The sequence below is a fragment of the Psychrobacter sp. H25 genome, assembly GCF_059076335.1.
In genome coordinates this window covers 2,631,615-2,655,117 of sequence record NZ_JCACRV010000001.1, presented here as the reverse complement: position 1 = coordinate 2,655,117, position 23,503 = coordinate 2,631,615, and the positions used below count along the sequence as shown (strand labels likewise).

Sequence of the window (23,503 nt, the reverse complement as noted above, 5' to 3'; positions counted from 1 at the left end):
TCACAATCAGTTAGCGTGAATGGCTTGCTGCCTTTCACCAATATAATCAGACAGTTTTTGTGCCAACTCTTTGGGGCTGCCAATAAAGCTACAGTATCCTGAGTCGATAATGGCTTGGGGTTGGCTTGGACACGCACTTAGAGCAGGATCTTGTGCCCATAGTTGGCTATTATTATCTTGAATTAGGTCGAGATACTGAGAACCATCGTTACCCATACCTGAAAAGACAATATTTATCAGCTCGTTACCGTAAGCATCGCTAGCATTTTTGATAAGCTGACCAATGGCAGGTTTATATTCACCGCTCCACCCCTGCTCTAGTAGTATCACCCGACCTGTCGAGTCGCAGACAATCTGCTTATCAATAGGGGCTATAAGGCACTGCCCTGCTCTCAAACGTTGTGAGGAAGCAACTACCTCACAGCCCCAATCATTATGGCGATTGAGTATGCGGGGTAATGTACCAATCATCGTCTGATTAAAGTGATGCGCCAATAAGATACAAACTGGTAGGGTGGCTGGTACATTATCCAAAAACTCTTTTACCGCGCTAGGTCCACCCATAGAGGCTCCTAGAAACACGACATACTCCCAGTCCATTTCGGTGACGTCACTTTTACGGACTGGCGTATCTAATAGCGCCGGTAATGCCAGTAGTTGTGCAAACTTACGTTTTAGTTTTCGTTGCCATTTGGCATATTGCTGTGCCTCATTGAGATAAGGGGCTTGACTAAAGCCCACCAGCACAGCTGCTGGTTTAGATACTAACGTTGCTGTTGCGACACTGTCATCGTAGTCACTATCTATCAGCCAAATATCAACAGGTATATTAGACAGCTCACTTTTTTCTTGCCACTGCACTCGTGACACACATCCTATAAGCGTGAAACCGCAACTACGCACGGTATCCGAAAAAGCCACACGCTGGCGATGATCTTCTGCCACCACCAGCACTTTGATATCACTTTTGTTTTTCTCTCGCAGTGCTAAAACACGTGCATTATCCTTCATTAGTCAGGCTTGCCTCTTTACCTAGCAATTTCTGTATTTTTTCAAGCAGCTCTTTTTCTTGGAATGGCTTACCCATATAGTCATTCACACCAATCTCTAATGCACGCTCACGATGCTTCTCACCCGTACGTGATGTGATCATTATAATTGGAATATGCTGCAATCGACCATTGTGTCTGACTTGGGTTGCAACCTCAAAACCATCCATACGCGGCATTTCAATATCTAGCAAGATCATATCTGGCGTCGTGTCTTGTAGTATCTCAAGCGCATCAATACCATCTTTTGCGACTGCCACATTGAAGCCTTGACGCTCTAAGAAGCGTGAGGTCACTTTGCGTACGGTAACAGAGTCATCGACTACTAGAACAGTCGATTTGGACTCTATGCGTCCTCGTTTAGCATTCGCGGACTTTAAGGTGTTTTTGCCCAATTGTGCATTACGCATTAAAGCAATCAAATCTAAGATAAGCATCACTGAGCCATCGCCCATAATTGTAGCGGCCGAGATACCTGGTATATTCGATAACTGCTGTCCCAAAGGCTTCACAACCACTTCAATACGTGACCCTGCAATCTGATCGACCTGTAGAGCAATATTCTGCCCTGTACGGTTTTTGATGATGATCAGCGGTAGGCTGGTATTGGTATTCACCACCAGCTCATTTAGCTTATTGCCTGATAAAATCTCATTTAAATAACGTACTCGGTAATCAGTATCTTCAAAGTTTAGCGTCGCATCATTTGATTGATAGTAATCATAGAGCTTTTCTGGGTTGACACGTACCACACGCTCGATCTGTACCAATGGTATGGCATAGTAACGATCTGCTGCACGTACCACCAATGCATCAGATACTGCCACCGTCAATGGTAAGCGCATTGTAAAGCTAGAACCTTTACCAAGCTCCGATACCACTGAAACCGAACCGCCCAGTTGGCGAATTTCACTGATTACAACATCCATGCCAACACCGCGACCAGAGATCTGTGTCACTTGCTTACTAGTACTTAAGCCTGCATTAAAGATGTATTGCATGATATCTAGATCAGAGAGACTGTCATCGTCTGCATCGATAAGACCTTGAGAGATTGCTTTATTGCGGACTGCCTCTACATCGATGCCGCGACCATCATCCGATAGCTGAATAACGATCTCGCCACCTTCTCGGTGTACCTCGAGAGTAATACGTCCACTACGCTCCTTGCCTGCTTTCAATCGCGTCGACGTCGTTTCAATACCATGATCGACCGCATTTCGTAGCATGTGCTCAAGTGGCGAGGTAATACGCTCTAGAATGGTTCTGTCCATCTCGTCATCAGCGTTGATGATTGTTAGATCGACGGATTTGTTCAACTCATTGGCTGTCTGACGTACAATACGCTCAAGACGAGGTGTCAAACGCGTAAATGGAACCATACGCGAATTCATCAATCCATCTTGTAATTCGGTCTGTGTTCGTGAAAGCTGTAGCAACAGACCTTCACTATCACGGGTCTTTTCTAATAGCGTATGGTTAATGTCCACCAAATCCGAAGCCGACTCTGTCAAAGATTTAGACAGCTGGTTCAATGATGAGTACTGATCCATTTCTAGAGGATCAAAGTCTTCATTGTTAATCAACTCCTCATCTATCTGGGACAAAATTTGAGCTTCAAGCTCGATCTCCATACGGCGTAACTGATCTGCCAGTCGCTGTACTGTGGTACCCATCTCTTCGATACTATTGGTTAAGCTACTGATGCCCATATCAATACGCGCACGGTTAATCGCTGACTCACCAGATAAGTTAATCATGTGCTCGATCAGCCCGCCTGAGATACGAATCATCTCATTGTTATTGGCGTTTTCATCTTCGTCGTTAGTACTTCTAAGCATAGAAGGCATTTCGCCGATATCTTTGGCAAGATACTGAGAGTCTTGGTTTTCTTTAGCAATCAAAATTGCTTCGCGCTGAGACTGTAGCGACTCTTTAGGTATTTGTTTGAGACTATCAGGGTTTTTACCGAACTGCTCTAATGCCCCAATCAGCAATGTAGGCGTTGGTGGATTGACCTGTTGTTGAAGAATAAATACGGCATCAGCGAGCCAGTCATGACTGGCTACTAAGAGCTCTAGAACTTTTTTGGTCGCTGGACGGCGATTACTGACAAAGTCTGTATACACTGATTCCATCTCGTGAGCTAAATCTGCGATACCAGAGGCTGTCACCATTCGCGCACCGCCCTTGATGGTATGCAAATCACGCTGGAGTGCTTGTAACGCTATAGTATTGCCTGTATCTTTTAAGAACAAATGCAGATACTTATTTCGATTGGTTAGCTCTTCAGCTTCTTCCAAGAATACTGCTAGTATATCTGGATCAGGTAGCCCATTAGCCCATGACTGCTTAATCATCGTCTCTAGACTTACGGTCTCTAACACTTCGGTACCAGTATCAACATCAACCACTGGAGCGGCAACAGCTGGCTCAAAATGATTATTTGGAACTGGTATGATTAGCTCCACTGTTTCTGGTAAGCTTGGTGCTTTTTCAAATGCTCTTAATTGCTCAATGAGCTCTGAGGTAAAGAAAGATTTTTTGTGACTGACGATATGCATGACCTGCAATGACATCGTGTCTTGCACCATTTGCATAATCTCAAGCCACTGTGCAGTCGGCGCTCGTCTGTTTTCTACAAAAGACTCATACACACTTTCTGCTTCGTGGGTAAGATCGCCAATACTGCGGATACCCGCCATACGTGCCCCACCTTTGATGGTGTGCAAGTGACGCTGCAAGACTTTGAGTGCGTTGATATTGGTGATATCGTCACGCCACTTATTAAAGCTTTCATCTAGCGCATTATCAAGCTCCTGCGCCTCTTCTAAGAATATCTCTAATAGCTCAATGTCGGTATCAATTGTCTCAAACTGTAGCTCAGGCGCTGCAGTAGTACGAACTGTAAAGCTACTATCTGCATCTTCGAGACTATTATCACTTTGATAGATACTCTGTAGCTCGTCGATGACCTGCTGGTCGATCTTCAATGAAGTACTACCGGCCAAGGCATCAAATAGCCCTACTAGCTGAGCATGACCAGCGTGCAGCGTCGCCTGAATATCTTTGTCACCTGCTCTATCGATATTGTCATTTAGATAGCTATATACATTACCTAGCTCATTTAGAACCGTCACAAACTTCGGAAATGCCTGCGCCTTATTAGAGAGAGCGTCTATCTGTAAGATTTGCTGAGCTATATAATCTTGAGTATGCGCGACTTCTGTATGATTCAAGGCATCATCTAATTCCCATTCAGCATCCAATAGCGTGTCAATATTACTATCCAGCAACTCTTCTATCGTCGGTTTATCATCAGAGATCACTGCCGTATCACTGATAATGTATTGCTCACCAAGCATGGCTTGCAATGATGCTATGTCTTGCTGACTTTGCGAGTCTTCTACGGCCACGCTATGCTGTTCTAGGTTCTGTTTGTAACTATTTAAGTACCCATCTATCAATGTAGAAGATTGGGCCAACGCTTCTAGATGCTGAGTATTCATAGGAATATCTTGCTGTTGTAACAGCTCTAGACTATGCTCTATCGTTGCACCCACTTCACTGATGGCCGCTAAAGCACTTGAGCCAGAAGCACCGCGTAGGGTATGGAATGCACGTACGATATCATCTGTTATCTCAATACGGTACTGATCTTGATTGTCGCTGACAAACTGATCGATATGATGAAGTAGCTCTTCTGCTTCATCAATAAATATCTTACAAAATGCTCTTTCCTCTTCACTTTGAGGCGTTAGAACGACAGCGGCTTCTGCCATTTTTTCGTTGACAGAATTGATCGTCTGTAGCGTGGTATCCATCGCGCCATCATTATCATCAACATTATAGTGAACAGTAGTTTCATCTGAGTCCGATACCAGTATCGGCTCTTGAATGGCTTCAGTTTTCAGACTCTCACTTGCTTGTTCAGGGCTCGTAGTTATTTGCTCATACAAGTTAGAATAGCTGAATTCATCGCCATGCTGCTTACTATAGGCATTAGCACAAGCAATCCACAACGGTGTTACGGCTGGATAATTTTGGCTATTATCTTCAAAGGCGGTTAGCATCTTAGGATACGTACTCAACACATCTGAAATCAGCTGACGCATCTCACCTGAGGCGACAACACTATGATCCAGTACGCGATTGAGCATATTTTCTATTGCCCACGCCAGCTCGGCAGTATAGTTTGCCCCTACCATGCGACCAGACCCTTTTAGCGTATGGAAGCCGCGGCGGATATCTTTTAAACCATCTAAATCAGATAACGATAGCTGCCACTGTTCGTATAGTGGAACGATTTCCTCTAATACCTCATTGGCTTCTTCTAAGAATATTTCTTTAATATCAGGATCTGCATCATTTGCATCAGCTGGTAGCTGCGTCGCCTCTTGCATGAATGGGATAAGTACGGGCGGAATCTCTAAATCAGATAATGATGTCAGCATATTATTACTTTCAGAGCTCGATAGTTCGTCATTACCGCCTATTGAGAGTAACGTATCCAGCTCTATGTCATCCATCATAGCAGAGTTGTTTATATCAGATTCAGCTTCTGTTTCAGTGCTTTCTATCTTGGCACTCTCTATCTCAGTAGCTTCTGTTTTAACTTCTGCCTCAAACACAGTAAGACCTGCATTGATAGGCTGCTGCGTCATCAAATTACTACTTTGTAGAATCGTAATCGCAGGATCGTAACTTGGCGGTTGTTGATCTTCAAAATCGGTTACTAAAGCTGGTAGACGTTTTGCAGTATCAATGACTAAATTGACGACCTCATCTGTTACAGGCAAGGTCTTATCTAACAGACGATTGAGTAGATTTTCGATTGACCATGCCATCTCACTAATACTAAAGGCGCCAACCATACGACCAGACCCTTTTAGCGTATGGAAACCGCGACGCACTTCAGTTAATGGTGTTAAGTCTTGTGAGTCTTGCTGCCAGATAGGAAGGAAGTCTTCTAGATCGGCAATTACCTCTGTGACTTCTTCAATAAAAATATCACGAATATCTGCATCGATATCAAAGTTATCAGGCTTGACCTGCTCACGAGCATGTATCAATGCATCACTACTCTCTGTATCAGCAGTGGCATTTGCACTGGTATCCACTATAGCCTGTGCTAACACTGGCTCATCATTTTCATCAGCAGGCGCAATCTCACCACTATCATCATAACGAACAACATCCATTGCTACTGATGCTTGCATTGGCCACGTCTCACTGACTGTGTCTGGTGCTTCTATGTGAGCATTCAAAAGCTGAGTAGCTCTCATCGTATACTCATTAGCTTGTGTCAGCAGCTTTTGATCAAAGACTTGCTGCGCTAGGTAATCTAGTAAGAGCTCAATAGAAGTCAAACCCTCAGCCAATGCTTGAGTCAAGTCCCAGCTAAGTACTGTGACATCGCCGGTGCGTAATTGCGCAAATATATGACCTATATCATTAATAGTCTGTCTAACGTCTGACAACCCCATATTCTCGAAAGCTTGAGCTATATTGTCAAACTCAGCAATCTCTGGCAATAACTGAACCGTTTGACGTTGTAGGTACTCATTGAATTTTTGTTTGATATTTTCAACGGCAATACGTAGCTCACGTAATTCACTATCGGTAGAGACCGATTTAGGTTCGCCCTCTAACTGCTTTTCGGTACTATAAGAAGCTTCAGGTATTGTAGCAAAAGAAGCAGCGTCACCGATTTTGAGCGATATAGTCTGTTCAATATCATAGATATCGTTATACAACTCTTGTAGCTTACGCTCAATTTGTAATTGTTCTTGCGCAGCATCTGTCTCTGAAAAGATAACTTGTTCTAAATCGGCAATGATTGATTCAGCTTGCGAGACATACTGTGTCCAACCTCGACTCTCAAGCTGGTTCTTCATATATTTTAGAGGGTTTATTAGAGTAACTGGCTGGTCCAAATCAAAAATGAGCGTCTCAAGCTCACTGAGCATTTGCGGTAAGAAACGTGATATCGGCGGTATGCTCTGTGATACATTATCAAGAACAGACTGAGTGCGATCGCTACTCGTTACTAAGTAGCTGAGCTCAATGTAGACAGTCGTAATTAAGCTTTTGACAAAGCTTGAGGATAAAGTCACTGATTGACCATAAGACTCTATAACATGATCCAACTGACTGAGAAGTTGTGCATAACTTTCAGGTAATGGCGTGTCGTTGTGCGCAAGATCATTTAGCCACAATTGAGTCAAGTACCAAAGACGTTGTAGCTCTCTATCTTGAGTCGTCTGCCAGAGATATTGAACTACTTTTTCTAGAACGCTCAGTACTGATGGCTGATTCACATTAGCAGTCAATAACTTCTGTACTTGCTGTCGCCATACTAATAACAGTTGCTGATATTGCTGATCAACTAAACGGGTTGTAACTTCAGTAATGGGTACTGTCACTTCAATACTTTTGATAATACTGTCGTCAATATCACCATTACCTAAATATTCATGCTGAGCATCAGTATCATCGACAATGAGCTCTGTTGCTATACCTCTTTGAGACAGTACCTGCGTCAGCTCATAAGCAGCTTTGTCTATTACAGCAACGTGATAATTGCCTGTACGCGTATAGTAATTCAACTCACGCTGCAGCAGCTTATGAGAAAATTGTCCTATCCGGCAGTCTTTACTAGAGAAGCTGTCATCGTCTCCTAAGCTCGCAAGCAAACCCAGCTTATTAGCAAGACCTGCTAATAGAGGAAGACGAACCATAATCAATGCACCACTTATCTGATGATAGTACGATATCATCTGCTCATAGCTAGCGATATCAGCCTCTAATTGCCAGCCATCAGATATCTGTGATAACTGCTGATCAAACAGTGGCAACAACCACTCAAGCGTCACTATGTCATTGGGCTGGTTTTTCATAGGTTTATCCTAACTCGTCTAGGCACTAATTTAGGCACTGATTTTTTGCCACACATTAACCTGTGGGTGCGCAATACGGCGCATATTTGAAGGACGCCAAAACAACGCCTCACCTGGAGCCAATATAATATAACCCGCTAACGCACACTGCTCTGAGAGCCGTGCCAAAATATCACGCTGATCAAACTTACGAAAATATAGCAGCATATTTTGACAGATGATCACATTTTGAAGATGCGAAGTGGGAGATTGTTGTTCAATGATGTTATGCACAGCAAAATTAACATACGGTTTTAAGACTGATGCTATCTGCCAGCTGGACTGGGTACTATTTGACATGTTTGACTGATCAGCTATGCCACCTGTGTTCAGCCTACGACTTATACTCTTAGTAGTTATAGGCTGAACGAACTGCTGACACCGCTCAGGTATTAAAGACTGCTGCCGTTTGTCATATTGTGCTAAACGTGCGTCTATAATCGCCTGTTCACTCACGTCGGTTCCCAATATACAGTAGTTTGACAACTGTTCTGCTGACAGACTCATAGCTAAAGACCATGCTTCTTGTCCACTTGCACAGCCAACGCTCCAAATACGAAATGGGCTATCTACTTCATTTGCATTTTGATGCTGTAATGCATATTTTGTGACAAAATCTATGGAAGGCTTGTGCCGAAAAAATCGACTTTCGTGAATCAAAACTTTGTCTAAAAATTGCTGACGCAGTTCACTATTTTTTGGCAGCTGAATCCATAGCTGCTCGAGGGTCAGTCCATTTGATATTGCCGTACATTCAATTGCATTGATCAACCACTGCAGCTGCATGTCTGGGAGTACAAAGCCAATCTCGTGCTCTATGTACTTTTGCCATTGACCCGCATCAAAACGACCTGATTGCCTCAGAGCTTCGCTCAATGCAAATTCAGCGTTATTGACTGGAGCTCTGTCTGGTTGAGTACGATTGTTCACGTCACCTGCTATGATTGCTGCTGTACATCATCATAGCCTGTACAGCATTTTAGTTAATAGTCTCATCGAGGGAGCGCTATATGAAGCAGCGACGCTCTAATGCTAACAACAAATGATTAAACAGTTTCTGATAATACTTCTTCAGAATTCATCATGTCATCATCTAACAATGCATCATCATCTGATACTTTAAAACCAGTAACCGATTCCTGTAGGGCTGCAGCCATTTCACTCAACTCACCAATAGAACGTGCGGTTGCCATCGTACCAGACGATGTTTGTGAGGTGATGTCCTGAATAATATTCATGGTGTGAGAGATGTGTCCAGCAGACTCAGCCTGCTGTAATGCAGCGTTTGAGATACTTTGAATCAAGTCAGCCAACGTATTAGAAACGCTCTGTACTTCTTCTAGTGCCTCACCTGCATCTTTTGCAAGACGTGCACCGCGTACTACTTCAGAAGTTGTTGATTCCATCGACATAACAGCTTCGTTAGTATCTGCCTGAATGGTTTTTACCAATGTTTCAATCTGTTTGGTCGCGTTTGCTGAACGCTCAGCCAGACGCTGAACCTCATCAGCAACAACAGCGAAACCTCGTCCCGCTTCCCCTGCCATCGATGCCTGAATGGCAGCATTCAATGCCAAAACGTTGGTCTGATCTGCAATATCGTTGATTAGACCAACGATATCACCAATCTCTTGCGAAGACTCACCCAAACGTTTGATACGTTTTGATGTTTCTTGAATCTGATCACGAATAACGTTCATACCTTCAATCGAACGCTGTACAACCGCAGCTCCATTATGCGAGATAGCAACTGAACGCTGAGCAACGGTTGCAGACTCTGCAGCGTTGTTCGAAACTTGGTCAATTGATACGGTCATCTCGTTAATCGCAGCTGATACACCTGCAATCTCTTGCGCTTGATGCTCAGAGGCTTCGGCCAACTCAACCGCATTCATCTGGGTTTGATCTGAGGACTGTGATACACGATCAGCGGTACTGTTAATAACCAAGACCAATTGGCGTAGTTGGTCAATTGCAAAGTTTACCGAATCAGCAATGGCGCCAGTAAAATCTTCTGATACCGTAGCATTGACGGTCAAATCACCCTCTGCCAAGTCACCCAATTCATCAAGTAGACGTAGAATAGCGATCTGGTTACGTTCGTTTTCTTCTTGAATCTGACGAGCGCGTTCAGACTCTGCTTCTGCTTCTTGACGACGACGTAACGTCTCTTTTTCAATAAGCAAACGCTCTGAACCACCGCGCTGCTTAAGCAACTGATACGAGGCAAACATAATACCTAGGGCACCAACCGCAAATATCACGGCTGGTAAGATAACAGACTGATTGAAGCTGCCAAAATACTGACTCACTGATGATAGCGAATTGATCAGCCAGATCAGGCAGGCTATGCTCAATAAAACGAAAAACCCTAATAACAGCTTCCATGTATTATTAGCATCTTTACCGTCCGCTGTTGTATTACTCATACCAGCTACAGGTTTTCTTATAACATCACTCATCTTGCATATCCCTTTCAAACAATCGTCAAAGTCTTATCGTGACTGACTTTGACAATCTTATTGTTATCAAAACAATGATTAGCAAAGCCTGTATAAATGCTGACATTTCACTAAATCGTGTCAGTCGCTATTAATCTGCCATTACTTCACAGACAGGTATTCTATTGTCGATTACTATATTGCAGCATCTGAATATTGTAGATCCTGTGCAAGCAAGCTTGGCATGAAGACATACCACTCTTGCTCTTCTTTCAAAAACTTACCATGGTTATAAGGCGCAAATGGTGAATTAGGATCAATCGCTTCTGGGCGGTACTGATCCTGAGTAAACTGCTCAATACCGAGCACTTGATCGACCAGTAGTCCTGAAAAACTATTATCATGGTCAACAACCATAACTTTTCGCTGGCTTAACTGAGACAGTCGACTCGGAACTTGCAAAAAATGTGACAAATCCGTGAGCGGTAACAAACGTCCACGGATATTGGCAATACCTAGCATCCAAGGCTTTACTAGAGGTAAGCTTGTGTATTCTGGCATGGACAACACCTCTGATACCTGACCCATAGGGGCAACCAAGCGTTGCCCACCAATTTCAAATACCACACCCTGCCAATCAAATGCTTGACCACCGCGGCGACCACTTTTACGCGCACGTGCCAAATCTGCTATACGCAGAAGCTCAATAAATCCTCTAGAAGCCACAAGTTACTCCATCACTTTGCGAATCATATTGACCAATCCATTTTCGTCAACTGGTTTACTCATATACTCTTTAGCGCCTTGGCGTTTGCCCCAAACTCTATCGGTTTCCTGATTTTTGGTACTGATCATAATGACAGGAATATGCGCGGTTGTTTTGCCACGAGTAATCTTTCGCGTGGCTTGAAAGCCGTTCATCTCAGGCATAACCACATCCATCAAAATAACATCTGGCAAATGATCAGCGGCCATTTGACAGCCTTGCTCGCCGTTTGAAGCTTCTAGTACTTGAAAATTATTTTTGGCAAGCATGTCGCGAAATTTCGCCATTTCTGATGGCGAGTCGTCAATGACTAAAACTGTAGCCATAGGGATTTCCTTTATTTCTAAGATATCCATGAGGATATATTGTTGAAGTAAAACGATTGAAAACAATACCCAAAATTTATTGGTGGTATATTTTTTATCATAATTACTCAAAAATTGAGCAATCACTTCCAATCTTAACAATCATTACGGTTAAGTCTAGCTATACCTGACTAGCGGTACTGATTGATAGCATCAAAAAGCTCATCTTTACTAAATGGCTTGGTCAAATACTCATCAGACCCGACAATACGACCACGTGCTTTATCAAACAAACCATCTTTAGACGACAACATAATTACAGGCTTATTGGCGTAATCTGGGTTATTTTTTATCAATGCGCAAGTCTGATAACCATCCAAACGAGGCATCATAATATCGACAAAAATAATGTCTGGATTATTATCAACAATTTTTGCTAAAGCATCAAAACCATCAATAGCAGTTACTACTTCACAGCCTGCCTTTTGTAACAAGGTTTCTGCGGTACGGCGAATGGTTTTTGAGTCATCAATTACCATCACTTTTAGGCCATCAAAATTATTTTCCATTATCATTATCCTATGAACAACTATTTATACGTAACGCTCTTCTGTCTATACAAAGTCTTAACCATTAATCTCAGACCGTAACGACAGTCAGCATTAAAACGATACAGAAGATTAAGCATATATCAAAACTTATTCTGACAGCGGCTATTTTTTATCAGTGTCTGCCCATCAAACACAGCGTCAACATGGGTTACTATACGCACTTTGCAATTAATAAGCTCACATAATCGAGCGTTATTCTTAGTATATTGGGCTTGTCACCCTACTCTTGTTTGTGGATATCAATCAAACTCATGTAAGCGCTGAAGACACTTGGGCATATTTTTAGGCATATTTTAAAATCAATCATCGCCAAAGCAAAGTAATCAAATCAATGTAGTAAACAAATTTACGATACTTTTGCATTATATAGAATCAATAGCCACATTGCTGAATAATTTGCATTTGTGATAAAAATGTATCAGTGTATTTCTTTATGTTTGTTTTAGCACAGTTATTAACCCTTTTCCAGTTATTCACGAATTAATATTCAGACTATTGAGTCTTAAAAACATCTGTTCTTATCTGATAAATGAATAACTTTTGTTGCTGATCTGGCAAAAGGGCTTAACCTACTTAAGTTTGGTAAGTAGGCTGCACTCATTCCACCACGTGACAATTCACTATATAATAAGGTAATGACTATAATGGTAACTGCTATGACAGCCTATAAACATTCGAAAAAAAGCCTATACTTGCTTGGTGCTTTATTGCTCGCTGCTTGTCAGCCATCACCATCCAATAGTGAGCCAGTCGCTGCTGAAAATGAAGCCGCTATAGATACGCCGCTTGTCATTACCAGTGATAGCGTCACCATGACACCAGATCATATACTCAGTGTAAAGCCTTCACGATATCAGCCAAGTCTTGGTCTGCAAGGTAATATCGAGCCTATTAAACAGACCTCATTTGTGGCAGTACATCCTATAACCATCGAAGAAACCTTAGTCAGTGAAGGTCAATGGGTAGAGAAAGGGTCACCGCTGCTTGTTTTTAGGCGTGCAGGTACTGCTAAAGATGTAGCATCTACAGATGATTCTATAGACAACGATACAGCAGCTACTGAAACCAAAGAGTCAACGCTAGCAGACAAACAGCAAGCAAATGCAAGTGCCAAAGCTGTACAGCCAACTAAAGATAAAGATATTGCGGTCGCAAAAGAAACTACCAATGATATAAAGTCACCAGCAACAGACTTAGTAACCGCAAAAGCTGACGATGGTGCTAATAGCAATAGCACTAACAGTAGCGGATCTACCAACAATGAATCCGATAGCAACAACGTAGAGAGTAGCGCCGCAACACCAAGTGGACAATACAATTTGATTACCATACATGCCAGCTTCTCAGGTCGCGTAGAAAACCTAAATGCGAAAGCTGGGCAAAAGATGGCAGCGCGCGCGTCTTTATTGCAACTTAGTGATGAAACAAAACTGCATTTTGCAGCGACCCTGCCTATCCAAGCAGAACCTCAGCTTTCAGTGGGTCAAACCGTTAACTTTACGGTCGAGAGTATGACTGATAAATTTACTGGACAAGTCAGCAAACTGGTCTCAACCAGTCAACCAAAAAAGCTCTTGGTTTATGTTAACGTCATTGACAATGAAGCCAGTCGTGACAAACTACTGCCAGAGATGAAAGTCACTGGGCGAGTCAACTACGGACAAATAGATGTCGGTACAATCGTACCCAAGCGCGCTTTGCATGACGTTGATTTAACAGAGCTACAAAAGCCGCCATATATGCCACTTAGACCGTTGGCTGCTAATGTTTGGGTTATTGGGCAAGACCAGCGCTTAACACGCCAGCCTATTGAGGTTGTTGAATATGATCCGAATACCCAGCAGTATTTAATCGCTGGGGTGAGTAACGATAGTTTGATTTGTTTGGCTGATTTACCTGTTGATTCTGAAGGGAAAAAAGTCATCGTGTCATAGCAGCTTACCTTGACAGTTACATTATGTAGAAACATTAACAAAGCTTCTCTTGTTTTGTAACAGCATAATTAGGCACTATGACGTACCTTATATAGCGTTAACCGAGTATTTTAGACAGCCTTTTTATAATGGCTTAGTCTTTTATACATTTAAAAAATTAGAGGCTCGCCTGTTTAATTATATTAATGATTTAATTGCTTTAAAGTCAAAATCATTCGAACAATTATCATAATTAGGCAATTAGCGCGTATTAGAGTTTTAGCAAATCATAACAACAACTAGAGGATATCCCATGAGCAAGCAGATTTTATTGATTGAAGACGATCCAGATTTAGCAGAGCTGATTAGTGATTATTTGACCATGAACTACTATGATGTCCATCATGCTGGTCTTGGTCAAGAAGGTCTCGATCTATTAGATACCAAAGAGCGTGATATTGATTTGGTCGTACTGGACTTGATGCTGCCTGATATGGATGGTATGCAAGTGTGCCAAAAAATCCGTGGCAACAAAAACAATATGACCAACAAAGTACCTATTATCATGCTAACTGCGAAAGGTGATACTACCGACCGCGTACTAGGATTAGAGATGGGTGCTGATGACTATATCGCCAAGCCTTTTGAGCCACGCGAGCTTCTCGCTCGTATCCGTGCTGTCATTCGTCGTCACGAACAGCCAAATCAGGCAGACAGCCAATCAGATAGCCTAACTTTTGGTCGTTTGAGTGTGTTCCCTGATAGCCATGAAGTGACTATCGATGATGAGCCTGTACGTCTGACAACGCATCAGTTCCAACTGCTGCATTATTTTGCCACTCATTCTGGCAAGGTACTAAATCGCGAGCAGCTATGGCAGGCAATGCCAAATGATGACAGCTCAGACAATATCGACCGTGCTATTGACGTTCATATCTCGCGTCTGCGTGCTCTGATTGAAGACAATCCGCGTCAACCAAAACGCATCATCACGGTACGCGGCGTTGGCTATCAATTTGCTACTGATCAGGTTTAATCTAACACAGTCGATTAATCAGCAACTTGTTGAGCTCAGTCGTACCAGTCCATATCAGCGTCCGATAGTAGAGATTGTTTAATGCAGCAATTGGGTTTTCGTTCCGTATTTGCCAAGTTATTTGCCAGCGTCATGCTGGCACTTACTTTATTTGCCGTAGCGATGGTGTTGTTGACCCAATTGGTCCATGACAAAGATGCAGGCATACGGTCGGAGATATTAGCGACGCAGATCTTAGGACAAATCGATCCATTTTTACATGAATTAAATATCTCTATTAGTAAAGATAACCGTCTACAGTCGCGGTTCATGCTCGCTGTTGTCAAAAAAAGCTTTGATATTTTTGATGAGTCTCTTCAAGCAAAAATGGGCTTGTATGACAGTGAAGGTCGGATGCTCATGCAGACTGACAACAGTGACTTACCACTAGAATTACCGCCAACGCCTTCTTTGTTTTCACGTGTTTTTCCTTCGTTCGCAGATACTCCGCCTACCAAACAGGCGCAAGTATATAGTAGTACGGGCTATACGCTACTGTATGAATCACGTTTGCCACCCAAAAAACCTGTGTTGTCTGCTGCGCTAAATCTGTTTACTGGTACTCTATTGCTGCTCATCATTATGGCAGGTGTTCTCTGGCTCATAGCCCGTACCATGACCTGGCGCATCGATCAGTTGAGCCAGCAGATGACTCAACTGGGTGATGGCGATTTTACGGTTCGCGTGAATGCTCGGGGTAATGATGAAATCGCTTCACTCGCACGAGGCTTCAACCAAGCAGCGCAAAAAATCGAGCATCTCGTCGATGCCAATAACTTATTACTGGCACATGCCTCCCATGAGTTACGTACACCCATCACGCGTATTCGCTTACAGATCGAAATGATGGACATGTTAGCTGGTGCGTTGCCAACTGATACCAAAGCCAAATTTGATAAGCGCGCTCATGCCATCACTCGAGACTTATCGGGGCTCAATGACTTGGTAGAGAGTATCTTATTGGTCAGTCGTCTAGATGCGGGCCATGCCTTGCAACAGATTGAAGATTTAGACTTATATGACCTTGTCAATCAAGAGCGTCAACACTATCCTGAAGCGACCTTGATTGGTGAGCACATTATGATTGATGGTCAATCATCAATGTTGACTCACCTCATCCGTAATCTATTGACCAATGCTATGCTGCATGGCAAGCCGCCTGTCACTGTGCTTCTTTATGGGGTTCAAACTATCGAAGACGCTGGAGTAGTCCCTGATTATCTGTTGCAAACGGTACTCGCCAACAGTTTCACTGATTATAATAGCTTGGAATTTGATTCTTATGATAATCAGACTGATGTCACTGCGAACCATCAAAATAATCCAAGTGAACATGATGGCTATGATAATTATGAGCGAAACGATACTGATAAACCTGAATCAGTCGACCTCATAGATAAGTTACCAGCACCGCCGATATATATGAACGGTGAAAATGTGCCCGTTAGTGAAGACATAGACACTCATATAGACACCAATACAACGACTAGCGATAGTATAGATACTACTCTGACAGAAGATAATACTGATACTAGTAGAGGCTCAGCAAACCATTTAGGTATGCCAAAATCGGCTAATGACTCGTCATTACTTGCGAACTACCATAGCTTCACCAATGAGTTGACTGATAGAGTCAAAAAAGTAATGTGGAGAGCTGTTCCTGACTCTGACTCCGAAGCAACTACTAAAAATACTGACCACCCTATTCCTAATGGTACAGTCCAGTCTACAGATAACAAAACATTCATTAGCAAAGACACTCTCGAGAGTCACCGTCAGCAGAACACTGAAAATATGCTCAATGAAACAGCTAACACTAAAAATGCCAGTAAAGACAGCGCTAAAACCAATACTAAAAACAGCAATGACATATCAGCGCCGCCGCGCAAAGAAGGACTTTTTGCCAAGCATATGAAAAAGGCAAAGGCTGAACCTGTACGCCCGCAACCTAAATATGCAGTACTGGCAGTGATTGATGAAGGGACAGGTATCCCTGAAGAGAAACGCGAAGAAGTGTTTAGCCCATTCGTACGCTTACAGCAGAAGAACAAAGGTTCTGGCTTAGGTTTATCGCTGGTTTCACAAATTGTCACCGCACATCAAGGTCGCATCACTACCGATACGCTAAATGGTCATACTCGGTTCTTGGTTGCTATACCTGTCAAGCACGATCCTCATTATCATCAGCATGATTGATCACTTATATTAAGAGTATAACGACTTTCGTTGTATTACCGCCCCTTCTACCTTCCAAACGCCCTATCCTTAATAGCTATTCATCATAAGCTGGACACGGATGTGCATATCCAAAGTGCCAGATAATATGCTATATTACCGCCCCTTATTATACGGTTATTGACCGTCGTTGTTTTAGTTAGGCTCCTCGCATAGCGATAGAGCCATAACGACGCATAATAATCACAAAAAATTTATTAAATTTTGAGCCCTCCATGAACGACATGATTGTCTTAAACGATGTGACCAAAAGTTTTTTAAGCGACCGCTCAATCAAAGACAAAGACGGCAAACCGCATTGGTTTACTGCTGTTGAGCCGACGTCTCTAACGATCAAGCAAGGCGAAATTTTTGGTCTAATGGGTTATTCAGGTGCAGGCAAATCGACCTTATTGCGTCTCATCAATATGCTTGAACGTCCAGACTCAGGTCAAGTCATGATAGATGGTACTGACTTGACCACGTTATCTGCTAGTGAACTGCGTATTGCCCGTCATAATATTGGTATGATTTTTCAGCAGTTCAATTTGATGTCTAATCATACTGTCTTTGACAATGTCGCATTTAATTTGAGAGTGTCAGGCTATCCTAGTCATGATATTCATAAGCGCGTTATGGACTGTCTTGAAATCGTAGATTTGACTGATCGAGCAGGTCATTACCCTGCTCAATTATCAGGTGGACAAAAACAACGTGTCGGTATTGCCCGTGCAATTGCCCCGAGCCCAAAAGTACTATTGGCCGATGAGCCAACCAGTGCACTAGATCCTGCAACGACTCGCAGTCTACTCACCTGTTTGCGCGATATCAATGAGCAACTTGGCGTGACTATCGTTATCGTAACTCATGAGATGAGTGTGATACGCCGGCTTTGCGATCGTGCCGCATTATTGCATCAAGGTCAGTTGTTAGAAGTAGCCGATGTACAAGATGGTCTGATTCAGGCAACCACCCCAATTGGCAAAGGTTTAGTCGTTGAGGACTAATGAGGCAGGAGAAATAGATATGTTAACTGGTACTGAATTATCCGCCTCTATAGACAAGCTGCTTGTTCTACGTAAAGAGATTATGAGCGCGTTCGTTGATACCTTTATCATGCTTGGTATCTCGACCACGGTAGCCATCATCATCGGTGGACTGTTTGGCGTATTCTTGTTTTTGTCTAGTGATCGACAGTTTTTGCAAAACAAGACACTGTACGGTGTACTTGGTGGTATCACCAACTTTATGCGTGCCTTCCCATTTGTAATTTTGATGATTGCGATGAGTCCGTTTACCAAGGCTATTGTTGGCACAGGTATTGGTCCTATTGCGGCATCATTGGTACTGGCAATTGCAGGATCGTTTTATTTTGCGCGCTTGGTCGAGCAAAACCTACGTGAAGTGCCGCGCGGTATCATTGAAGCCACTGAGTCGATGGGCGCCGGGCCTTTTACTATTATCAAAGTATTGCTCAATGAAGCACGCTCAGGCCTGGTACTGTCAGTGACTATTCTTTGTATCAGCTTGCTGTCTTATTCGGCGGCGGCAGGTATGATCGGCGGCGGTGGTTTGGGTGACTTGGCCATTCGTTATGGCTATTATCGCTATCAAACCGAAGTCATGATTTTTATTGTGATTGTACTATCGATCATGGTCATATCAATTCAAGCCTCTGGTAACTGGCTTGCCAATCGTTTGGACAAACGTTAAACCGCTTTAGAGAATACTTGACATTACGAGCGACTAGGTTTATTTTTGGCAACACTCAATCCCATCTCAGCGCTCATAAAAAGCAGCATTACTATTTATAATGTTGCTTTTTTAATGTTTAGACAATAAACATTTTATTTAATCCCATTCATTATTAAGGACATATTATGAAATTAACAGATATCAGCCGTCAGTTGGCCAGCGCATTTGCCGCTGTTGGTGTATCAGGTTTGGTCTTGGTTGGTTGCAGCAATTCATCAGCGCCAGAAGCGACCAAAGAACCAGTCACCGAAGGATCAACTGCTGAAACTGCCGCTAGCGATATCGATCCTGAACATACCAAAATCGTTATCGGTACCACTGAAGGCGATTTTGCTGATATGGTTCGTAACCAAGTGAAAGGTACACTTGAAGCACAAGGTTATGAAGTTGAGCTAATTGCATTTACTGACTATGTGCGTCCTAACCTTGCATTGGCTGAAGGCGATTTGGATATCAACATTTTCCAGCATAAGCCGTACCTCGATACCTTCAAGACAGAGAACAATCTTGATCTTGTCGAAGTATTCCAAGTACCAACTGCACCACTTGGCATCTACTCTGGTAAAAAAGACAGCCTTGATGCTGCATTTAAAGGCATGAGTGTTTCTGCGCCTAACGACCCAAGTAACTTTGCCCGTGCGTTGGTCATGATGGATGATCTTGGCTGGATTACCCTCAAAGACGATATCGATCCGCTAACTGCATCAAAAGCAGATATCGCTGACAATAGCAAATACGATATTGAAATCGTTGAGCTAGAAGCAGCCCAGCTGCCACGTGCACGTGACGAAGTAGACTTTGCAGTAATCAACGGCAACTATGCTACTGACTCTGGTATCGAGCTGACTGAAGCACTATTCCAAGAGCCAAGCTTCTCTTATGTCAACTGGTCAGCAATCAAATCTGCTGATACTGGCAAGAAATGGGTTGAGGATGTTACCAATGCTTATAACTCAGAAGCTTTCAAAAAGTACGCTCACGAAACGTTCCCTGGCTACAAGTACCCAAAAATCTGGGGTACTGACCACAGCGCGCATATGGGCACTGCCGAAACTGAAAGCGCTGACGCTCCAGAAGCTGCTGCTCAGTAAGACTTAGACTGCATATCCAAATCGTAAGTATTTAGGCTTTGAGTACCTGAGCTTTAAGTGCTTAAGTATATTTATGATTATGAACGTCCGTCACTTGATAGTGATGGACGTTTTTTTATGGCAATAACTATAAAACTTTTTTACTCTTGAATAGCCTGTGTAGATCCATCTGATTATTAAATATCACGTTACAGCCTGTTTGCCCTTTGTAGGGTTGCGTCACTCGACCTTCCACTTTGGGCTCGTTTTTCTTATAGTAGACGAGACTGATTAGTGACGCGTCGACAATTAAATATCGACCTTTTAAAAATGATGATCGAACAAAATTTTTATTGCTTTAACTAAGCCTATCAAATAATACCGATTGCCTTACTATCAGTAATTATATCGAAATTAATCAATAATAATAGAAACTACAAACAGAACAAGGATAATAATATGAGTGCCAAAAGCTATAATATTCGTACTGCTGGACAAGCAAATATTCCCGTTTTAGGATTGGGCACGTGGCAGTCAACGGGACAAGATTGTATCGATGTGGTCAAAAAAGGCCTACAGATGGGTTATGAGCATATCGATACCGCCCAAGCTTATGACAATGAAAAAGAAGTTGGTGAAGGTATTAAACAATCAGGGATAGCTCGCGATAAATTCTTTTTGACTACCAAGATTTTTCCTGACGATATGAAGTTTGAGCCAGAGAAGCTAAAAGCTGCTGCGCAAAAATCATTAGAAAATCTGGGCGTAGACTATGTCGATCTATTGCTATTACACTGGCCAGACGACCGCGTACCATTGTCTGAAACTATTCCTGCATTGTGTGAGTTACAAAAGCAAGGTTTGACGCGTCATATCGGTGTTTCGAACTTTAATATTGCCAATATTATTGAAGCCAAAAAATCTGCTGATGTGCCTATCGTAGTGAACCAAGTAGAGTTTCATCCGTTTATCAAGCAAGACACACTACAAACCTTTTTGAATAATCACCATATCTTGCTAGAAGCCTACTCACCGCTAGCGCGTGGCGATGTGTTTGATAACGATATTATCAAAGAGATTGCTGATAATCACAATGTAACACCAGCGCAAATATCGTTGGCGTGGATACTGTCAGACAAGCACCGCGTTGCTATCCCAAAAACCTCGAATCCTGATCACTTACAAGGCAATTTAGATGCTACCAAGGTAGAGCTGAGTGCAGACGAGCTAGAAAAAATTGGTAAGCTTGCAAGCTCTGATGGTCGTAAGATTGAGCATCCTGATTATACTCCTGTATGGGATGACTAATGTGGCGAGTACTTCGTTAATTGGTTGAATGTAGAACAAAAAAAAGCCACCGATCATCGGTGGATTTTTTTATATTCTAAATACTCTATAGCTTAAATGCATACAGCCACTACTGTTGTAGCGTGTCAGTCTCGTGAATTTTTACGGCAGGGTTATATTGCTCAGAGGAAGGCACTACCCCGCTACGATTGTTTTCTTTCATAGACTTGGCAACTTCTGGTGGCATGTAATTTTCGTCATGCTTAGCCAATACTTCACCTGCCACAAAGGTTTCGCCTTGCATTTTACCAGTGGCGACCACGCCTGAGTTTTCAGCAAACAAATCTGGCAAAATACCTTGATAAGTCACGGGTACTGTCGATTGAAAATCAGTGATCGCAAACTCGACATTTAGAGGATTATCCGCTGCGCGCTGCACACTACCTGCAACCACCATACCACCAGCACGAATACGTTTGTCTTGAGGCGCTTCTCCTTGAGCAATGGCAGTCGCATCAAAGTAGTAGTCAGTTTGCTGCCCGATAGCATAGATAACCAACATAACTGCTACGGCGGCACCTGCCAGCGTAAACATAACCCACGTCAGTTTTTTCCGACGAACTGCATTCATACCACTACCCCATTAACGAGTCGCTGTTTTATAAACCATAATCTGTCTATCAAACAGAAAAATTTGAAGAAACCACCATTAGAAAAACGTTCCGAAAATGTCTTTCTAATCGTACTCTTCTAATCGCTATATGGTAGCATTTTTCAGACAAATCAATAAGCCTCATCATTGCCTATAAAGTCATATTTTTGTCAGTGTAAGGATACGGTGCCTTACAGTAAAACTATGATATTAAGATGATTTTTTATTCAGAACTCTTTTTATTCAAAATTTTTGGTAGCAGGTGTTTGTGTTTTGGTAGTACGTTGTGCCTGGCGCGCTTGTTGGATAGTGAGCTGTTTGATGAGCGCTTGGCGTTGTCTGCGACTGTAGATGATAAAAGCCAATATTACACCGACGGTAATCGCCCAGCATGTCCATACAAAAACCCCATGCTTACCCATGGCAATGAACTCAGATATGCTATAAAAGTAGGGCTGCATAGTATATTCCTGACCGTTACTTGTGTTGACTACGAATGTATTCTTTGACCCATGCCTTGCCTTGATCACGGTTTAAAATCAGCGTATTGGTACGATAAATCGCTAATGTCGCAACCAGTAAATAGCTGCCTATAATCATTAGTAGTAGCGGCATCCACATATCTGCCGACATTTTGGGTGCTGCCGTCAAACTAAAGGTCGCCCCTTGATGCAAGGTGTTCCACCACTCCACTGAGTACTTGATAATAGGCAGGTTCACTGCGCCTACGATGGATAGTATTGCGGCTGCTTTACCACGATTGGCGGTATGCTCAAAAGCAGCAAACAGCGCCATGACGCCCGCGTATAGAAATGCCAATATGAGCATTGACGTCAGGCGCGCATCCCATACCCAATAGGTGCCCCATGTTGGCTTTGCCCAAATGGAACCTGTGAGTAAACTAATAACGCATAGCAAAAACCCCATTGGAGCAAGCGCCTGCGCGACTAAGCTGGCAGTCTTAATCTTCCATACCAAATAAATCACTCCCAGAACTGCAAGAGAAAAATAGATAGAAATAGCAAGACTGGCCGCTGGTACATGGATAAAGATAATGCGATAGCTATTACCCTGAAGATAATCAGGCGGCGCAAAAGCAAGGCCCCATACACTACCAATGAGCAAACAGATACTGGCTAATATCGCAAGCCACTTGACCCAAGGGCCAAAAATACGAAAAAACTGCTTGGTGCCTACAGTGGTTAAGAAACCCTGCCAAATGCGCTGCCACAAGCTAGGGGATGAGACGTTATTCAGGTTGGGCATGAGAATAAACCTATTACACAGCTTACTGGTTTTGACCGATATAGTGCAAAAAAGCACTCCTATTGGCTCACCTGCTGGCGTTAAACACTGGATAGAATCTACAAAGATCTGTGTACGTATTCAATAGACTATTATAGCAAAATTGCCCGTTTTCAACACGA

Annotated in this window: 16 protein-coding genes and 1 pseudogene; 7 read left to right on the top strand and 10 right to left on the bottom strand. The window is 42.8% G+C overall.

Annotated features, from left to right (window positions below; genetic code table 11):
- Window positions 1–6: 6 nt before the first annotated feature.
- The 7 genes and pseudogenes from AC5JPO_RS10820 to pilG all read right to left on the bottom strand — a co-directional run bounded on the left by AC5JPO_RS10820 (window position 7) and on the right by pilG (window position 12,068).
- The gene (locus tag AC5JPO_RS10820) at window positions 7–1,011 is read right to left on the bottom strand and encodes a chemotaxis protein CheB (protein ID WP_443525651.1); all 1,005 of its coding nucleotides are present in this window, start codon (window positions 1,009–1,011) and stop codon (window positions 7–9) included.
- The gene (locus tag AC5JPO_RS10815; protein WP_443525650.1) at window positions 1,001–7,948 is read right to left on the bottom strand and encodes an Hpt domain-containing protein; all 6,948 of its coding nucleotides are present in this window, start codon (window positions 7,946–7,948) and stop codon (window positions 1,001–1,003) included. Before AC5JPO_RS10815 ends, AC5JPO_RS10820 begins: the two co-directional genes overlap by 11 nt.
- A 30-nt stretch (window positions 7,949–7,978) precedes the next feature.
- On the bottom strand, window positions 7,979–8,917 hold the full coding sequence (locus tag AC5JPO_RS10810; protein ID WP_443525649.1) for a CheR family methyltransferase: 939 nt from the start codon (window positions 8,915–8,917) through the stop codon (window positions 7,979–7,981).
- 116 nt (window positions 8,918–9,033) lie between these two features.
- Window positions 9,034–10,095, bottom strand: a pseudogene (locus tag AC5JPO_RS10805) (methyl-accepting chemotaxis protein); the annotation flags it as partial.
- A 528-nt stretch (window positions 10,096–10,623) separates the two neighbouring features.
- Complete coding sequence (locus AC5JPO_RS10800) at window positions 10,624–11,154, bottom strand: chemotaxis protein CheW (protein ID WP_443525647.1); 531 nt, start codon at window positions 11,152–11,154, stop codon at window positions 10,624–10,626.
- Window positions 11,155–11,157: 3 nt separating this feature from the next.
- Window positions 11,158–11,520 carry a response regulator gene (locus tag AC5JPO_RS10795; protein ID WP_319050912.1) on the bottom strand — a complete coding sequence of 121 codons (363 nt, stop codon included), beginning with the start codon at window positions 11,518–11,520 and terminating at the stop codon, window positions 11,158–11,160.
- A gap of 170 nt (window positions 11,521–11,690) precedes the next feature.
- On the bottom strand, window positions 11,691–12,068 hold the full coding sequence (gene pilG / locus AC5JPO_RS10790) for a twitching motility response regulator PilG (protein ID WP_114701589.1): 378 nt from the start codon (window positions 12,066–12,068) through the stop codon (window positions 11,691–11,693).
- Between the two features lie 698 nt (window positions 12,069–12,766).
- Between pilG and AC5JPO_RS10785 the strand changes: the two genes are divergently transcribed.
- The 7 genes from AC5JPO_RS10785 to AC5JPO_RS10755 all read left to right on the top strand — a co-directional run bounded on the left by AC5JPO_RS10785 (window position 12,767) and on the right by AC5JPO_RS10755 (window position 21,445).
- Window positions 12,767–14,044: an efflux RND transporter periplasmic adaptor subunit gene (locus AC5JPO_RS10785; protein WP_443525646.1), complete on the top strand. Its 1,278-nt coding sequence runs from the start codon at window positions 12,767–12,769 to the stop codon at window positions 14,042–14,044.
- Window positions 14,045–14,336: 292 nt separating this feature from the next.
- Complete coding sequence (locus AC5JPO_RS10780) at window positions 14,337–15,059, top strand: response regulator transcription factor (RefSeq protein ID WP_058025471.1); 723 nt, start codon at window positions 14,337–14,339, stop codon at window positions 15,057–15,059.
- A gap of 81 nt (window positions 15,060–15,140) precedes the next feature.
- Window positions 15,141–17,294, top strand: coding sequence for an ATP-binding protein (locus AC5JPO_RS10775; RefSeq protein ID WP_443525644.1), 2,154 nt, complete (start codon window positions 15,141–15,143; stop codon window positions 17,292–17,294).
- A gap of 254 nt (window positions 17,295–17,548) precedes the next feature.
- Complete coding sequence (locus AC5JPO_RS10770; protein WP_443525642.1) at window positions 17,549–18,319, top strand: methionine ABC transporter ATP-binding protein; 771 nt, start codon at window positions 17,549–17,551, stop codon at window positions 18,317–18,319.
- Between the two features lie 19 nt (window positions 18,320–18,338).
- Window positions 18,339–19,025: a methionine ABC transporter permease gene (locus tag AC5JPO_RS10765; protein WP_443525641.1), complete on the top strand. Its 687-nt coding sequence runs from the start codon at window positions 18,339–18,341 to the stop codon at window positions 19,023–19,025.
- 167 nt (window positions 19,026–19,192) lie between these two features.
- Complete coding sequence (locus AC5JPO_RS10760) at window positions 19,193–20,158, top strand: MetQ/NlpA family ABC transporter substrate-binding protein (protein WP_443525639.1); 966 nt, start codon at window positions 19,193–19,195, stop codon at window positions 20,156–20,158.
- 438 nt (window positions 20,159–20,596) lie between these two features.
- Window positions 20,597–21,445 (top strand): aldo/keto reductase, encoded by an 849-nt coding sequence (locus AC5JPO_RS10755; RefSeq protein WP_443525638.1) that lies wholly within the window; start codon window positions 20,597–20,599, stop codon window positions 21,443–21,445.
- A gap of 109 nt (window positions 21,446–21,554) precedes the next feature.
- Here AC5JPO_RS10755 and ccmE read toward each other — a convergent pair whose 3' ends face one another.
- The 3 genes from ccmE to ccmC all read right to left on the bottom strand — a co-directional run bounded on the left by ccmE (window position 21,555) and on the right by ccmC (window position 23,342).
- A complete protein-coding gene (gene ccmE, locus AC5JPO_RS10750; RefSeq protein ID WP_443525636.1) occupies window positions 21,555–22,055 on the bottom strand; it encodes a cytochrome c maturation protein CcmE in 501 nt (166 codons plus the stop codon).
- A gap of 260 nt (window positions 22,056–22,315) precedes the next feature.
- Window positions 22,316–22,537 carry a heme exporter protein CcmD gene (ccmD, locus tag AC5JPO_RS10745; RefSeq protein ID WP_319050921.1) on the bottom strand — a complete coding sequence of 74 codons (222 nt, stop codon included), beginning with the start codon at window positions 22,535–22,537 and terminating at the stop codon, window positions 22,316–22,318.
- A gap of 16 nt (window positions 22,538–22,553) precedes the next feature.
- Window positions 22,554–23,342: a heme ABC transporter permease CcmC gene (gene ccmC, locus AC5JPO_RS10740; protein WP_319050922.1), complete on the bottom strand. Its 789-nt coding sequence runs from the start codon at window positions 23,340–23,342 to the stop codon at window positions 22,554–22,556.
- Window positions 23,343–23,503: the final 161 nt, after the last annotated feature.

Excerpts from the sequence above, each read along its gene's own strand:
- ccmC (WP_319050922.1), bottom strand. The coding sequence starts at position 23,342 with ATGCCCAACCTGAATAACGTCTCATCCCCTAGCTTGTGGCAGCGCATT.
- AC5JPO_RS10760 (WP_443525639.1), top strand. The coding sequence starts at position 19,193 with ATGAAATTAACAGATATCAGCCGTCAGTTGGCCAGCGCATTTGCCGCT.
- AC5JPO_RS10795 (WP_319050912.1), bottom strand. The coding sequence starts at position 11,520 with ATGGCTACAGTTTTAGTCATTGACGACTCGCCATCAGAAATGGCGAAA.
- AC5JPO_RS10785 (WP_443525646.1), top strand. The coding sequence starts at position 12,767 with ATGACAGCCTATAAACATTCGAAAAAAAGCCTATACTTGCTTGGTGCT.
- AC5JPO_RS10770 (WP_443525642.1), top strand. The coding sequence starts at position 17,549 with ATGAACGACATGATTGTCTTAAACGATGTGACCAAAAGTTTTTTAAGC.
- pilG (WP_114701589.1), bottom strand. The coding sequence starts at position 12,068 with ATGGAAAATAATTTTGATGGCCTAAAAGTGATGGTAATTGATGACTCA.
- ccmD (WP_319050921.1), bottom strand. The coding sequence starts at position 22,537 with ATGCAGCCCTACTTTTATAGCATATCTGAGTTCATTGCCATGGGTAAG.
- AC5JPO_RS10765 (WP_443525641.1), top strand. The coding sequence starts at position 18,339 with ATGTTAACTGGTACTGAATTATCCGCCTCTATAGACAAGCTGCTTGTT.
- ccmE (WP_443525636.1), bottom strand. The coding sequence starts at position 22,055 with ATGAATGCAGTTCGTCGGAAAAAACTGACGTGGGTTATGTTTACGCTG.
- AC5JPO_RS10775 (WP_443525644.1), top strand. The coding sequence starts at position 15,141 with ATGCAGCAATTGGGTTTTCGTTCCGTATTTGCCAAGTTATTTGCCAGC.
- AC5JPO_RS10780 (WP_058025471.1), top strand. The coding sequence starts at position 14,337 with ATGAGCAAGCAGATTTTATTGATTGAAGACGATCCAGATTTAGCAGAG.
- AC5JPO_RS10755 (WP_443525638.1), top strand. The coding sequence starts at position 20,597 with ATGAGTGCCAAAAGCTATAATATTCGTACTGCTGGACAAGCAAATATT.
- AC5JPO_RS10815 (WP_443525650.1), bottom strand. The coding sequence starts at position 7,948 with ATGAAAAACCAGCCCAATGACATAGTGACGCTTGAGTGGTTGTTGCCA.
- AC5JPO_RS10820 (WP_443525651.1), bottom strand. The coding sequence starts at position 1,011 with ATGAAGGATAATGCACGTGTTTTAGCACTGCGAGAGAAAAACAAAAGT.